Annotated in this window: 11 protein-coding genes; 3 read left to right on the top strand and 8 right to left on the bottom strand. The window is 60.8% G+C overall.

The annotated features are described in order from the left end of the window. Positions 1-38: 38 nt before the first annotated feature. The 4 genes from RHSP_RS09420 to RHSP_RS09405 form a co-directional block, all read right to left on the bottom strand. Complete coding sequence (locus RHSP_RS09420) at positions 39-1,061, bottom strand: LLM class flavin-dependent oxidoreductase (protein WP_004115387.1); 1,023 nt, start codon at positions 1,059-1,061, stop codon at positions 39-41. Positions 1,062-1,242: 181 nt separating this feature from the next. After that, entirely contained in the window at positions 1,243-1,737 is a 495-nt protein-coding gene (locus RHSP_RS09415; protein ID WP_004115384.1) for a hypothetical protein, read from the bottom strand. Between the two features lie 111 nt (positions 1,738-1,848). Continuing rightward, entirely contained in the window at positions 1,849-2,511 is a 663-nt protein-coding gene (locus RHSP_RS09410) for a hypothetical protein (RefSeq protein ID WP_004115382.1), read from the bottom strand. Positions 2,512-2,756: 245 nt separating this feature from the next. Then, complete coding sequence (locus tag RHSP_RS09405) at positions 2,757-3,188, bottom strand: Lrp/AsnC family transcriptional regulator (RefSeq protein ID WP_004115381.1); 432 nt, start codon at positions 3,186-3,188, stop codon at positions 2,757-2,759. 138 nt (positions 3,189-3,326) lie between these two features. Here RHSP_RS09405 and RHSP_RS09400 point away from each other — a divergent pair, with 138 nt between their 5' ends. Next, positions 3,327-4,430: a saccharopine dehydrogenase family protein gene (locus tag RHSP_RS09400; RefSeq protein ID WP_004115379.1), complete on the top strand. Its 1,104-nt coding sequence runs from the start codon at positions 3,327-3,329 to the stop codon at positions 4,428-4,430. Between the two features lie 183 nt (positions 4,431-4,613). Here RHSP_RS09400 and ydiJ read toward each other — a convergent pair whose 3' ends face one another. From ydiJ to hglS, 4 genes are all read right to left on the bottom strand, one after another. Continuing rightward, positions 4,614-7,649 carry a D-2-hydroxyglutarate dehydrogenase YdiJ gene (ydiJ, locus tag RHSP_RS09395; protein ID WP_037150814.1) on the bottom strand — a complete coding sequence of 1,012 codons (3,036 nt, stop codon included), beginning with the start codon at positions 7,647-7,649 and terminating at the stop codon, positions 4,614-4,616. 248 nt (positions 7,650-7,897) lie between these two features. Continuing rightward, complete coding sequence (locus RHSP_RS09390) at positions 7,898-9,133, bottom strand: pyridoxal phosphate-dependent aminotransferase (protein WP_004115376.1); 1,236 nt, start codon at positions 9,131-9,133, stop codon at positions 7,898-7,900. Positions 9,134-9,138: 5 nt separating this feature from the next. After that, positions 9,139-10,671: an L-piperidine-6-carboxylate dehydrogenase gene (amaB, locus tag RHSP_RS09385; RefSeq protein WP_004115374.1), complete on the bottom strand. Its 1,533-nt coding sequence runs from the start codon at positions 10,669-10,671 to the stop codon at positions 9,139-9,141. A 60-nt stretch (positions 10,672-10,731) separates the two neighbouring features. After that, positions 10,732-12,126, bottom strand: a complete 1,395-nt coding sequence (hglS, locus tag RHSP_RS09380; RefSeq protein ID WP_004115372.1) for a 2-oxoadipate dioxygenase/decarboxylase HglS — start codon at positions 12,124-12,126, stop codon at positions 10,732-10,734. Positions 12,127-12,229: 103 nt separating this feature from the next. Here hglS and RHSP_RS09375 point away from each other — a divergent pair, with 103 nt between their 5' ends. Further along, a complete protein-coding gene (locus RHSP_RS09375) occupies positions 12,230-13,153 on the top strand; it encodes a LysR family transcriptional regulator (protein ID WP_037150813.1) in 924 nt (307 codons plus the stop codon). 112 nt (positions 13,154-13,265) lie between these two features. Continuing rightward, positions 13,266-14,357 carry an LLM class flavin-dependent oxidoreductase gene (locus RHSP_RS09370; RefSeq protein WP_240535400.1) on the top strand — a complete coding sequence of 364 codons (1,092 nt, stop codon included), beginning with the start codon at positions 13,266-13,268 and terminating at the stop codon, positions 14,355-14,357. The last annotated feature ends 156 nt before the right edge of the window (positions 14,358-14,513 follow it).

Genomic DNA, 14,513 nt, shown 5'->3' with positions numbered 1-14,513 from the left:
CATTTCAGCGCACCCACCGGCGCTTGGGCGGCTGCAACTCAACGCCATCCCAGAGCAGGTGCAACGTGCTTGAGGATCGCCTCGATCACATGCGCATTGTATTCGACGCCGAGCTGATTGGGGACTGTCAACAGCAGCGTGTCGGCTGCCGCAATGGCCTCGTCTTTCGCCAGTTCCTCGATCAGCATATCCGGCTCGGCGGCATAGCTGCGGCCGAAGATGGCGCGCGTCTTCTCATCGATGAAGCCGACCTTGTCCGCATCCTTGCCGCTGCTGCCGAAATAGGCGCGGTCGCGATCGTCGACCAGCGCGAAAATGCTGCGGCTGACCGAAACCCGCGGCTCACGCTTGTGGCCGGCCTCTTTCCATGCCTCGCGATAGACTCTGATCTGATCGGCTTGCTGGACATGGAACGGCAGGCCGCTCTCGTCGTCCTTGAGGGTAGAGCTCTGCAGGTTCATGCCGAGCCTTGCGGCCCAGGCGGCCGTCGCATTGGAGCCGGCGCCCCACCAGATGCGCTCGCGCAAGCCCTCGGAATGCGGTTCGAGGCGCAATAGGCCGGGTGGGTTGGGAAACATCGGCCGAGGGTTGGGCTGGGCAAAGCCTTCGCCACGCAGGATGTCGAGCAGGACTTCCGCATGCCGCCGGCCCATATCGGCATCACTTTCACCCTCGGTCGGCTCGTACCCGAAATGCCGCCACCCGTCGATCACCTGCTCGGGAGAGCCGCGACTGATGCCGAGCTGCAGACGGCCCCTGGCGATGAGATCCGCCGAGCCGGCATCTTCCGCCATGTAGAGCGGGTTCTCGTAGCGCATGTCGATGACGGCGGTGCCGATTTCGATGCGGCTGGTCTTGGCACCGACCGCCGCCAGCAGCGGAAATGGCGAGGCCAGCTGGCGCGCGAAGTGATGGACGCGAAAATAGGCGCCATCCGCGCCAAGCTCCTCGGCGGCGACGGCAAGATCGATCGATTGCAGAAGCGTGTCGGAGGCCGAGCGCGTTTGCGATTGGGGCGAGGGCGTCCAGTGGCCGAATGAAAGGAATCCGATCTTCTTCATGGGCTCGCTCCGTAAGGTCTGCTGCGCTCGTTTCCATGTCATGGCATGATTTCGGCGAAAGATACAAGCGGAGTGAAGGTATCTCGCCTGCGCGGCTCCATACAAAAGAGCCCGCAGCTGAGCGGGCCCGGAAGGCTTCAGCCTCGGAGGCTGCTGCGCCGCAGCCTCCGGCTAGAGATCCTTATTTCGCTGGCTTGATGGAGCCGATAATATCGAGCACTTCTTCCTTATGCTTGTCCTGGTTTTCCTTGGAACCCCAATAGGTCAGGACGAGAATCTTGTTCGGCGCCGGAGAAAGGACGCCGAGGGTGATGTTAACGGCTCCGTCGTTGTCGTTGCCCTGCCAGTTGAGAAGCGAGAGCTTCATGCCGTTGACTTCGTTGCTGTCATCGTCCTTGCGGGTGCTGGCATCGACCTTGACGCCGTTCTTGGCGAGGAAATTGACCGCGTCGTCAATAATCTTGTCGATGTTATCGCCGGTGGCGACATCGAGGGAAAAGTAGATGGCGGAGTCCGGCGAGGTCGAATCGATACCGGTTTCGGTTTCCTGCGGCTTCCAGTTATCGGGGATGCTCACGCTGGCAACCGGCTCGTCGCTCGGGAAGGCGAGTGTCTTGGCATTTGCAAGCATCGGGAACGCAGCGAGTGCAGCGGCGAGGAGTATAATCTTTTTCATGGGGGCTCCAATTCGTCGACTAGTTGTGGCGTTGGATTGTTTTCGTTGGGTGCACGGGCATGATGTCGTTGCCGGCCGCCATCATGGCGGCGGAAAGGATGGTCGCCGATTTCAGCTGCCCGAGGCGAGCTCGAAATCCTCGTCGAAGGACGAGGTCTTGCCCGAGGTCATGTCGTGCAGCGTGTAATGAAGCTTGTATTTTCCGGCGGATAAACCATCCAGGGTCAAGGTCATGTCGAACTTGAACTCCATGTTCTGCTTGTGGCTGCGAAGGTGTGTATCCATGTAGCCCTGCTTGCCCCATAGAACCTCGCCGCTCGTATCGACGATGTCGAGATCGGCCATCAGGTGCATTTCATAAAGGCCGTCGGGAAGTTGTTTCCAGCCATAGCCGATCGGCTCGCCATAGGTGATGATCGGCTCGCCGGGCTTGAAAACATTCGAGCCGCGCGGCTTGTAGACGCCGTAGCCCTCCGAAGGCTCGGTGACGAAGGTCACATTCTGCTGCGAAAAGGCAACCTTGCTCCAGGCTTCGACTGTGGCTTTTTGTGCTGCCGCAAGATCTGCCAGCGGATCGGCATGTGCTGCGGTTGCAAGGGATGCTGCGAGTATCAGTCCAAGAGCTCGTCGCATGGCGTTCTTCGATCCATTTAGCATGTCGTTGATGAAGGAGATGCCGGATGGGAGAGGAGACACCACGACGTCGTAGGTCGTTGTATCTACGTCTCCCCACCCGCCTGCCGGCGTCGCCAGGGCGAAGCGAAATTTCGGCATTGGAATTAGGCCCTTACGAAAAAGATATGACGTAGTTCTTCTAAGTCTTTCGATGGGCGAGAGCCATAAATATTGCGCGCCGCGCTAGGCCCATTTTTGGGTCGAAACTTCTGCTCGAGGATGAGGAACTGCGTCGGCGATGAATGAAGCGCCGGCGGCGCGCAATTGCGAACGTCCGCGGGCAGCGAACTTGCCCGATTTCGGCATCGAAAGAGAGCACATCCGGCCCAGAACGGAATGGCTGTTCAGCGCGCGATTCGCGTCGAGAGGATGATGGAAGACAACGTTCTCTCGACGCCGCCGATCTTGCCGATTTCATCGATCAACTGATCCAGTTCGGAAATCGAGGGTGCTGCGACGATGGCGATGAGGTCGAAGGAGCCGCTGACGGAGTGAAGCGTCGTCACGGCATGGATCGCATCCAGCGAAGCCGTCACGGCGGACAGCGCCTTCGGCGCAATGGTGATCAGAACATGTGCTCGGATGAGGCCGGAAAGATAGGCCTCCGAGAGCCGCACGCCATAGCCGGCGATCACACTTTCCCTTTCCAGCCGCTCAAGCCGGGCCTGGACCGTCGTTCGTGACAGCGAGAGCTTCTTGGCCAGCGTCGCCACCGGCATGCGGGCATTTTCGCCCAACAGCGCCAACAACTCTCGATCCTTCCCCGTTACCTGCATGGCTTGTCCTGCGTTTTGTAAAAATCAGTCGTCATATTGCACAGATTTATACAGCGAAACGCGTTTTTTGTCGCTATGAATCGTCCAGTCCCTGTCTACACTTATAAAAATCTTATCAATGAAACGCAGGGGAATAATATGAAAGACATAGTGGTCATCGGAGCGGGCAAAATCGGTGGAGCGATCGCTTTGATGCTCGCCGAAACCGGCGATTACAAGGTTGTCGTCACCGACCGCAGCCCGGAGCAGCTTGCCAAGATCGACCGCCACGCCGCCATTTCCACTGCGGCCGTCGATATTACCGACCGCGCTGCGCTCGTGGGCGTTCTGACCGGAAAGTTCGCCGTTTTGTCGGCCGCCCCCTTCCATCTTACCGGCTTTGTCGCCGAAGCTGCGCTCGAAGCCGGCGTTCACTACCTTGACCTCACCGAGGACGTCGCCACGACGAAGAAGGTCGAAGAACTGGCCCAAGGGGCGAACACCGCCTTCATTCCGCAGTGCGGCCTGGCACCGGGCTTCATCTCCATCGTTGCCAACGATCTCACCAAGCATTTCGACAGCCTCGACAGCGTACGAATGCGCGTCGGCGCGCTGCCGCAGTATCCGTCGAATGCCCTGAACTACAACTTGACCTGGAGTACGGACGGCCTGATCAACGAATATATCGAGCCATGTGAAGCCATCGTCGAAGGCAAGCTCGTTACCGTTCCGGCCATGGAAGAGCGCGAGGAGTTCTCGCTCGACGGCATCACCTATGAAGCTTTCAACACCTCAGGCGGCCTCGGCACGCTCGCCAAGACGCTCTCCGGCCGCGTGCGCACGATGAACTATCGCACGATCCGCTATCCTGGCCATCAGGCGATCATCAAGGCGCTGCTCAACGACCTGAACCTCAAGAACCGCCGCGATGTGCTGAAGGATCTGTTCGAAAACGCACTGCCGGCCACCATGCAGGACGTTGTCGTTATCTTCGTGACGGTCTGCGGCTGGCGCGATGGTCGCTACATGCAGGAAACCTATGCCAACAAGGTCTATGCAGGCATCGTCGCCGGCAAGAAGATGAGCGCCATCCAGATCACCACGGCTGCCGGCATCACGACCGTTCTCGACCTGCTTTCGAATGGCAAGCTGCCCGCCAAGGGCTTCGTCTGCCAGGAAGAAATTGACCTCGGCGATTTCCTCGCCAATCGCTTCGGCCAAGTTTACAGCCTGGAGAAGATTCGCATGAGAGAAGCGGGCTAAGTAAAGAGCATACTTACAACTTACAGCTTTTGAGATGTGGCGCCCTTGGGCGCCACATTTGTCTTGCGGCTGGTGTTTGCAGCGGCCGCCGGAGCATGGCGCACAGCGAGCGGCTTGCGATAAAAACGTTGATAAAACCAGGAATTAGGCGCGAAGGCCGAATCCTAGAGATTGCGCGGCGTTTCAGTCGATCAAGCCGTTCAGGACCTCGACGGGATGCGGGGTGGTTTGGCGATCCATCTTGGCGATCTGTGAACGGCAGGAGAAGCCCGTCGCCATGACGACGTTTTGATCGCCCTTCTCGGCAATCTTGCCTTGCCAGCTCATGGCGTAGAGCTTTTCCGATATGGCCCGATTGCGCACCTCGTGGCCGAAGGTGCCGGCCATGCCGCAGCAGCCGACGTCGGCAATATCGAGCTTGATGCCCAACTTCTCGAACAGCAAGGACCATTGCTTGAGACCTGCCGGCGCATTCGTCCGCTCAGTGCAATGAGGCAGCAGCGTGAAGCGCTCCTGGGGCGCGTTTCGCTGCTGTGGCAGGCGTTCCAGATTGGATGCGAGCCATTCCTGAAGCAGCAATACCGGCCGCTGCAGCCGCGCAGAGGGCAGGGCGGCATATTCGCTGCGATAGGTCAGCGTCATCGACGGGTCTATGCCGACGAGCGGAATGCCCATTTGCGAGATGCGGTCGAGATAGTCGAGCGATTTCGCCGCCTCTTTTTCGAAACGGCCGAGATAGCCATGCACATGCAGGGCCTTGCCGTTTGGCTGGGAGGCTGCAAGCCAAGGTTTGAAGCCCATCTTCAGGACGAGCTTGAGAGCCGCGATGACGACGGCCGGGTCGAAATGAGTGGAGAAGATATCGGCGACGACAACGACTGCGTGGGCGCGCTCCTCCGGCGAGAGCTTCTCCAATAGGGTTGGAGTGGCGATCTTCACGCCAAGACGGGCCGCTTCCCGTTCGAGCGAAATCGCGGGCATGGCCGGAAGCGCGGTGAGACCGGCAAGTCGCATCAGGGCCTGGCCGGCACCGGAACCGGTCAACAGATTGTAGGCGGGTTTGACGCGCGCCATCAGCGGGAGGGTCGTTTCGATCGCGGCGACGATCGGATCCTTCAACGGCCTAAGATAGCGGCCGTAATAGAGCTCCAGAAACTTAGACCGGAAGGCGGGAACACTGACCTTGACTGGACATTGCCCCGCGCAAGCCTTGCAGGCGAGGCAGGTATCCATCGCCACCCGCACCTCATGCGAGAAGTCGTCTCGATTCGCCGGATTGAGCGAGTTGACCATCCGCCGGAAGAGACTGGCAAGGCCGTTGGAGCGACGCTGGGCCTCGGCTTCGCGCCGGGGATCGACATGTCGCTCCGCAAGCAGGCGCAGCCATTCGCGCATCAGCGCCGCGCGCCCCTTCGGCGAGTAGCGCTTGTCGCCTGTCGCCTTAAAGGATGGGCACATAGGGCTTGCGGCATCGAAATCGAAGCAGGCGCCGTTGCCATTGCAGTAGGCGGCATTGTCGAAGGCGCCGCGGATATCGTTGCCGATGATGCGGTCGAGATCGCCGCGCAGCGGCACCTCGTCGATTTTGAGGAGCGGCCGCGATGAGCCCGAGGCGATTTTGCCCGGGTTGAGCCGGTCGCCGGGATCGAAGGCGCGTTTGATCTCCTGCAGGCTTGGATAGAGATCGCCGAAGTAATCGGGCACATATTCCGAGCGCACGCCCTTGCCATGCTCTCCCCAGAGCACGCCGCCATATTTGCGGGTGAGAGCAACGACGCCGTCGCTGATCTTGCGAACGAGCGGCTGATGATCGTCACGCGTGAGGTCGAGGGCCGGACGCACATGCAGCACACCGGCATCGACATGGCCGAACATGCCGTAGTCCAGGCCTTCTGCATCGAGTAGGGCGCGAAATTCCCGGATATAGGTTGCAAGATGCTCGGGCGGGACGGCCGTGTCCTCAACGAACGGCACCGGCCTGACCGGGCCTTCGACATTGCCGAGCAGGCCGACGGCGCGCTTGCGCATCGACCAGATCGCCTCGATCTCGGACCGCTCCCGGGCGATGGTGTAGCCCTTGTGGCGCGCAGGCGGACCGGCATCGAGAATCGTCGTCACCTCTGCGAGCTTGCGCTCCAGTTCTTCGCGATCGTCGGCCAGAACCTCGACGATGTTGATGCCATTGGCCGAGCCTGCTGTATCCTCCGGAAAGAAGCGGGCGATGCCGGTCCAGACGATGTCGCCCTTGGCAAGACCAAGCACTTTCTCGTCGATCGTCTCGACCGAGGCGACCTTCATCGCCACCAGCAGCCGCGCATCTTCGAGCGCCGTGTTGAAATCGTCATAGCGGATATTGATGAGCGCGGCTTGCGCCGGCAGTGGCAGGACATTGAGCTCGGCCTCGGCGATCATGGCGAGCGTGCCTTCAGAGCCGCAGAGCACCGCATTGAGATCGAAGCGGCCGTCCTCCCGCCTGATATGGGCGAGATCGTAGCCGGTCATGTAGCGGTTGAGCTTCGGGAAGGTCGCCTCGATGAGGTCGCGCTTCTCGTTTGCGATCCGGTCTACGGCTCTGTGCACCTCTCCAACACGATCCGGTCGTGCCTTGACCTCTTCGAGAGCGGCGCTATCGAGCGGACGCGACCACCAGTCGCTGGCATCCGAGAGCACGACGCGAAGGCCGAGAACGTGGTTGCTCGTCTTGCCGTAAAGGCAGGAACCCTGGCCGCAGGCGTCCGTCGAGATCATCCCGCCAATGGTGGCGCGGTTGGAGGTGGAAAGCTCCGGCGCAAAGAACAGGCCGTAGGGCTTGAGCGCCTTGTTCAGCTGGTCCTTGACGACGCCTGCTTCGACGCGGGCGATCCGCCGAACTGGATCGATCTCCAGAATGCGGTTCATATGTCTGGAGCAATCGACGACGACGCCCGAGGTCAGCGATTGTCCGTTCGTTCCGGTGCCGCCGCCGCGAGGCGCAATCGTGATATCGGAAAAGGCTGGTTCCGACATGGCCGTCGCGATGACCTTCAGATCATCGGCGCCGCTCGGATAGAGAATGGCCGCCGGTTTGAGCTGATAGATGGAGTTGTCGGTCGAAGCGACCGTCCTCGCGCCTTCATCCGTCTCCACATCGCCGCGAAAGCCGAGTGCCGCCAGCCGGCGCGCGAAGGCACCGATCTGCTGTTGCAAACTGTCTTTCGCCGAAACAAGGCGTGGTATCATGATGTGAAGGCTTCCGGCTTTTTATTCGATGAGTAGAGCATTTCCGCTTTTAAACAGAATTACGGAAATGCTCTATCTCTTTGTTTTCACGCAATTCCGGGCGTATGGCGGATTTGCGCTCCTGCTGGAGTTGCCATAGAGCATGATGCCGAAAAGTGCAGGCGGTTTCCGGACGACATCATGCTCTACTTCTTTGATTCTAGAGCGGATTCAGATTTTAGGTCGTTTCGACCTGAAATCATCCGGCTCTAGCGCCGGAGAGCCGCGCAGGCCCTTTCGATCCGATCAAGGGCTTCGACGAGATCCGTTTCCGATGTCGCATAGGAAATGCGGAAGTACGGCGACAAGCCGAAGGCCGAGCCTGGCACGACGGCGACATGGGCTTCGTCAAGCAGATAGGCGCAGAAGTCCGCATCCGTTGCGATGGTCTTGCCCGATGGTGTCGTCGTGCCGAGAACGCCTGCACAGCCCGAGAACGTATAGAAGGCACCTTCCGGCACGAGGCAATCCAGGCCTTCGATGGCATTCAAGCGGCCAACGACAAGGTCACGACGCTTCTGGAAGCTTGCCGTGCGTTCCCGAAGGAAATCCTGCGGGCCATTCAACGCTGCGATGGCGGCCGCCTGGCTAACCGAGCATGGGCAGGATGTCGCCTGGCTCTGAATGACGGCCATGGCCTTGATCAGCGCCTTGGGACCACCTGCATAGCCGATGCGCCAGCCGGTCATCGCATAGGCCTTGGAGACGCCGTTGACGGTCAGCGCCCGGCTCTTGAGGCGCGGCTCGATCGCGACAGGTGTCGTGAAACGGAAGCCGTCATAGACAATGTGCTCGTACATGTCGTCGACCATCAGCCAGACATGCGGATGCCGCAGCATGACTTCGATCAGCGGCAGGTAGTCGGCCTGCGAATAGGCAGCACCCGATGGGTTCGACGGCGAGTTGAGCAATAGCCAGCGCGTCTTCGGGGTAATGGCCTTTTCGAGCTGATCCGCCTTGAGGCGGAAGCCGGCCGCAGCATCGCATGGGATCAGCACGGGTACGCCGCCGCAGATCTCGACGATGTCGGAATAGGACGTCCAGTAGGGCGTCGGGATGATGACCTCGTCGCCCGGGTTGAGCGATGCCATGAAGGCATTGAACAGGATCTGCTTTGCACCGGCTGCGACCGTAATCTCGTCGACGGCGTAGTCGATGCCGTTCTCGCGCAGGAATTTGCCGGCAATCGCCTTCTTGAGTTCGGGCGAGCCGTCAAGAGCCGTGTACTTCGTCTCTCCGCGGTCGATGGCGGCCTTTGCTGCCTCCTTGACGTTATCAGGCGTATCGAAATCCGGTTCGCCGGCGCCCAGGATGATGACGGGAAGGCCCTCGCGCTTCATCGCATTGGCGCGCGCGCCGATCTGCAGGATTGTCGACACGCCGATGGAGGCGATGCGCGAAGCGGGCTGAAAGCCCGCTTCCTCGATGGTGGTAGCGATCGTCATGGAGATTACTCGATGTCGAAGGAAACGCCCTGTGCCAGCGGCAGGGCCTTGGAGTAGTTGACGGTGTTGGTCGCCCGGCGCATGTAGGCTCTCCAGGCGTCCGAACCGGATTCACGGCCGCCGCCGGTTTCCTTCTCGCCGCCGAATGCACCGCCGATTTCAGCGCCTGAGGTGCCGATATTGACGTTGGCGATGCCGCAATCGGAACCATCAGCCGCGAGGAAACGTTCGGATTCCTGCATGTCGCGGGTGAAGATCGACGAGGACAGGCCAGCGGCTACCGCATTGTGGTCTTCAAGGACAGCATCGAAATCGTCATAGGGCATGACGTAGAGTATGGGCGCGAAGGTCTCTTCGAAGACCGGGCCTGCCTGCTTCGACATTTCTACAAGCGCCGGCTTGACGTAGAAGCCATCGGCATGGCCGACATCGACGCGCTCGCCGCCGGTTACCGTACCGCCATGCGACTTTGCTTCCGCAATCGCCTTCTGCATGCCGTCGAATGCCGCCTTGTCGATCAGCGGGCCGACGAGCGCGGAAGACTGCAGGGGATCGCCGACAGAGACGCTCTGGTAGGCCTTCTTCAGGCGCGGCACGAGCTGATCGTAGACGTTTCTGTGGACGAAGAGGCGACGCAGCGTCGTGCAGCGCTGGCCGGCTGTGCCCATGGCGCCGAAAGCGATGGCGCGCAGTGCCATGTCCAGATCGGCCGACGGGCAGACGATGCCGGCATTGTTGCCGCCGAGTTCGAGGATGGCGCGTGCGAAGCGCTTGGCAAGCCGCGGTCCGACATCGCGGCCCATGCGGGTCGAGCCGGTTGCCGAAACGAGCGGCACCTTCGGATGATCGACCAGGACTTCGCCGATAGCGCGGTCGCCGATCAGCAGCTGCGACAGACCCTCCGGCGCATCGCCGAAGCGGGCAAGGGCACGGTCGAGAATTGCCTGCGAGGCAAGCGCCGTCAGCGGCGTCTTTTCAGAAGGCTTCCAGACGATGGAATCGCCGCAGATCAGGGCCAGTGCCGCATTCCAGGACCAGACGGCGACCGGGAAGTTGAAGGCGGAGATGATGCCGACGACGCCGAGCGGATGCCAGGTTTCCATCATGCGATGGCCCGGACGTTCGGTGGCGATCGTCAGGCCGTAGAGCTGGCGGGAGAGACCGACGGCGAAATCGCAGATGTCGATCATTTCCTGGACTTCGCCGAGGCCTTCGGAACGGATCTTGCCGGCTTCGATCGAGACGAGGCGGCCGAGGTCGTCCTTGGCAGTGCGAAGCTCTTCGCCGAGCAGGCGAACCAGTTCGCCGCGCTTGGGAGCGGGCACCAGACGCCAGGCGCGGTATGCCGCATGGGCCTTCTCGATCCGCTCAGCCGCTTCTGCCGCCGAAACCGTCTTGAGGCTGCCGATCTTCTCGCCGGTGACCGGAGAATAGGAAGGCATGTCGCCCTGCGTGTAGAGCGCCTTGTCGACGCCGAGCTTTTCGAGGATGGCGGCCGCTTCGGCCGCGACGGAGATATTCTTTGCTGCGATGTTCATCTTATCAAACTCCACTTGTCTTTGGTCGAAGCTGCGAGCGGCGCGCCTGGCCGCGTCGCATCACTCGGCTGCGTCTTGTTTGGACAGCGCCTGCAGGCAGGCGTCGATCGATGCCTGCTCTATGCCGGCATAATGGTCGAATTCGTTCAGGACCTTCATTCCAAGGTCGGTTTCGAAGCGCTTCTGGTTCGGGCTTGCGACAAACTCCTGCTGGGCGCCGTCGCCAAGGTTGGATTGGAATATGCCGGCGGCGCTGACGGGAAGGAAGTCTTCGTACACGATCGGATCGAACTGAACGAGACCCTGATCGATCAGTGTTTCGATATTGCCGCGGATGGTTGCGGCAGCCTTACCTTTGGCCGTCAGCGAATAGGTGAAGTAACCCAGGCCCTCGGCGCGGATGGTCGACCAGTCATCGGGGAATTCTGCGAAGCTCTGGGCGAGCGCGGCTTCATAATCACGGGCGTTCGACCCATCGGCCGCGGGACGCACGATCTTGCGCGAGTTATCGAGCAGCGTGTCATAGAGCGCACGACCCTTGGGCGTGAGAGCGACGCCGCGCTGTTCGATTTCGCCGAAGCGTGCGGTGTGCGACCCGGTTTCCCAGGCGCCGTCGGCATTGCAGAAGGAGACAGGCTCTTCCAGCGCCTTGAAGGAGGTTTGGCGCAGCAGGATTGGGCAGGCGCGCGTCGGCGGGCCCTCGACGACGGCCTTGGGTGCAATGCCGTATTCGGGCATCAGCGACTGCACTTGGTCGATATCGAGCGTGCGCGGCGTCAGATGGTTGATGTGCGGCCCCTTGAACGACACGACATCGGCGATCAGGCGATGCGCATCATGCAGACGGTGATACATGGCGGCGTCGACATTGGCTTCATCGTGCCAGCGGAAGGTCTCGAGCACTTCGTTCACGAAACGCTGGGCATCCTCCTTGCCGAGGCCGCCATCGCGCTCGGCCTTCTCGGTGAGCTCAATAGCGCCCGTGGTGAAAATCTGACGCTTCGAGAGAATCTGCGCAGATGCCTCGCCCAGCTCCTCGTCAGCGATCAGGTCAAGGCGCAGCAGCGAGGTGAAGACGCGGAAGGGATTGCGCTTCAACTCGGCATCGCCGATCGGGCGGAACGCCGTGGAGTGCACCGGCACGCCTGCCGTCGAGAGATCGTAGTAGCCGACAGGATACATGCCCATGACGGCGAAGACGCGCGCCATCATGGCAAGTTCGGCTGCCGTCCCGAGCCGGATTGCGCCATGCCGTTCCTCGGAGATGCGATCGAGATAGTCGATCGCCTGCAGGCGCTCTTTCAAGGTGGGCTGCGCGGCCAGCGTCTCGTCGTTAACGCGGCCGACCAGCTCCATGAGCGTGCCATAGGCGGGTACTTCTTCGCGGTACATGGCGGACATAGCGGCCGAAAAGGCGCTGCGTATATCGCTGGTCGAGATGTGATCGGACTTCATGGTAATCTCTTCCTGAAAGGTTACATCATTCCTATAATGCAGAATATATCTTGCTGACGCGCAGGTCTTGTGAGAGAAAATCCTAACTTGATGCTGAAATGGAATGACTATGCGTCGACGCCTCATCCCCGACATTGTCAATCTGCAGGCGTTCGAATGCGCCGCGCGCCATCAGAATTTCTCGCGCGCCGCCGAGGAACTCAACCTGACGCAAAGTGCCGTCAGCCGTCAGATCAGCGATCTGGAGCAGCAGACCGGACTGAAGCTTTTCGAACGCGTGAGGCAGCGCGTCGTGCTTTCCGAAGCCGGCCTTCGCCTGCTGCCGGAGGTCAAGGATCTGCTGCTGCGTTCGGAGCGGCTGATGATCGGCGCCGTAGCGGCGGGCCAGATGAAGCTGTCGCTGAAAGTGGCGACCCTGCCGACCTTCGGTACGCGCTGGCTGGTGCCACGCCTCGGCAGGTTTCTCGAAGAACACTGCGACGTCGCCGTTACCGTCGAATCCCGCTCCAAGCCTTTCAATTTCGACGAGGATAATTTCGATCTGGCCATTCACTACGGCCTGCCGGCCTGGGCCGGTGCTGTCGCGACCTTTCTCTGCAGCGAGACAGTCCTGCCTGTTGCCAGCCGGGCGCTTGCCGCGCGGCTGGATCTACGCTTGCCGGAAGAGCTGGCCGATGCGCCGCTGCTTCATCTGACGACCCGTCCGAAGCTCTGGGCGCAGTGGTTCGATTTGCAGGACCTGCCAAGCGAGAATGCTTACCCTGGCGCGCGCTTCGACCAGTTCTCCATGATCATCGCTGCAGCCATTGCCGGGCTCGGCGTCGCGCTTCTGCCGACCTATCTGATCGAAGATGAGCTGAGATCGGGCACTCTTCTGCCGCTATTCGATCTGCCGATGCCGACCGAGAACAGCTATTACGTCGTCATGCCGGAAAAGAAGCAGACGAACGAGACAGCGACATTGTTCCAAAACTGGCTTCTGAAAGAGGTTACGCCTCAATCGCATGCAGCGACCGATGTCGATTGATAAATTTTAAGCTTGAAATTCTTTCTCGCGAGCGTCACACATTGCTCTATCGCGTTGCTGCATCTCCGGTGCGGGACAGGTGCAAGGTGAACTCGGGGAGGAGCAAGCCATCATGAAGACGCATCCGCTGAAGGGACCGAACCGGCTGAAGCTCGGCGTTTTCTCCGCCAATGCGGATGGTGGGTTGGCGATTACCGACGTGCCGGAGCGCTGGACGGCCGGCTGGCAGGACAATCTGACGGCGGCACAGATCGCCGACCGTGCGGGTCTCGAATTCTTCCTGCCGATCGCCCGCTGGCGCGGCTTCGGCGGCAAGAACCGGGTGCGCGAATGGTCGTTCGAGACCTTCACCTGGGCCGCAGCTCTTTCGGCGGCGACCGACCGCATCGGTCTGTTCATGACGGTGCATGTGCCGCTCGTCCATCCGCTTTATGCGGCCAAGTCGCTCGCCACGGTCGATCACATCAGCCAGGGACGGGCAGGGCTCAATATCGTTTGCGGCTGGAACCCCAAGGAATTCGGCATGTTCGGCGTGCCGCTGGTCGAGAAGGGCTATGACCAGGCGGCGGAATGGCTCGAGATCGTCGAAAGGCTCTATGCTTCCGATGAGCCGCTCGATTATGCCGGAACCTACTACAATTTGAAGGAAGCCGTCAGCCGGCCGGCCAGCCTGCAGGCGCCGCGCCCTGTGACCATGAATGCGGCATTCGGCGGTCCCGGCCGCGATTTTGCCGCCGGCCATTGCGACTACCTCTTCACGACCTTTACCGAGATCGCCGAGGCCGGAAAGCACGTCGCCGATATCGGCGAGCGGGCGGAACGGAACGGAAGGCAGGTGGGAGCCTATACCGTATGCCACGTCGTCTGCCGTGAAACGCAGGCGGAGGCGGAGGATTACTACACCCGCTATGCCGTCACCATGGCCGATCACGCTGCCGTCGACCAGCACATGGCCGGCAAGAAGGAATTTTCGCAGTCCCATGATCGCGACGCCTATGACCGCTATCGGCAGCGCTTTGCGGGCGGGGCGGGAAGCTACCCATTGATCGGTACGCCTCGGCGGATCGCGGACGAGATGATCGCGATCGCCGAACAAGGCTATGCCGGCATCGCCTTGTCGTTCGTCAACTACACGCAGGAGCTCCCCTATTTCTGCGATCGGGTGCTCCCGCTACTGAAAAAGGCCGGGCTTCGAGTGGAGTGACAGGACGATAGGGCGCAAGTAACGAACCGACCCTAATCACGGCAACGCAGATCGTGACGGTTGCCGTTCCCTGGAACGGGACATCCGTATCTGCCAGCGGCAATCTGCGTGTCGGATGGTAGAGTGGGACGTGCGCCTCATTGAGGTTCAAACGAC

This window comes from Rhizobium freirei PRF 81 (assembly GCF_000359745.1).
In the GTDB taxonomy this organism is placed as follows: Bacteria; Pseudomonadota; Alphaproteobacteria; order Rhizobiales; family Rhizobiaceae; genus Rhizobium; species Rhizobium freirei.
Note: the sequence above shows the minus strand (reverse complement) of the source record. Positions and strands in the feature narration are given on the sequence as shown.

Coding starts and splice junctions, on each gene's coding strand:
- RHSP_RS09420 (WP_004115387.1), bottom strand. CDS start 1,061: ATGAAGAAGATCGGATTCCTTTCATTCGGCCACTGGACGCCCTCGCCC.
- RHSP_RS09415 (WP_004115384.1), bottom strand. CDS start 1,737: ATGAAAAAGATTATACTCCTCGCCGCTGCACTCGCTGCGTTCCCGATG.
- RHSP_RS09410 (WP_004115382.1), bottom strand. CDS start 2,511: ATGCCGAAATTTCGCTTCGCCCTGGCGACGCCGGCAGGCGGGTGGGGA.
- RHSP_RS09405 (WP_004115381.1), bottom strand. CDS start 3,188: ATGCAGGTAACGGGGAAGGATCGAGAGTTGTTGGCGCTGTTGGGCGAA.
- RHSP_RS09400 (WP_004115379.1), top strand. CDS start 3,327: ATGAAAGACATAGTGGTCATCGGAGCGGGCAAAATCGGTGGAGCGATC.
- ydiJ (WP_037150814.1), bottom strand. CDS start 7,649: ATGATACCACGCCTTGTTTCGGCGAAAGACAGTTTGCAACAGCAGATC.
- RHSP_RS09390 (WP_004115376.1), bottom strand. CDS start 9,133: ATGACGATCGCTACCACCATCGAGGAAGCGGGCTTTCAGCCCGCTTCG.
- amaB (WP_004115374.1), bottom strand. CDS start 10,671: ATGAACATCGCAGCAAAGAATATCTCCGTCGCGGCCGAAGCGGCCGCC.
- hglS (WP_004115372.1), bottom strand. CDS start 12,126: ATGAAGTCCGATCACATCTCGACCAGCGATATACGCAGCGCCTTTTCG.
- RHSP_RS09375 (WP_037150813.1), top strand. CDS start 12,230: ATGACTATGCGTCGACGCCTCATCCCCGACATTGTCAATCTGCAGGCG.
- RHSP_RS09370 (WP_240535400.1), top strand. CDS start 13,266: ATGAAGACGCATCCGCTGAAGGGACCGAACCGGCTGAAGCTCGGCGTT.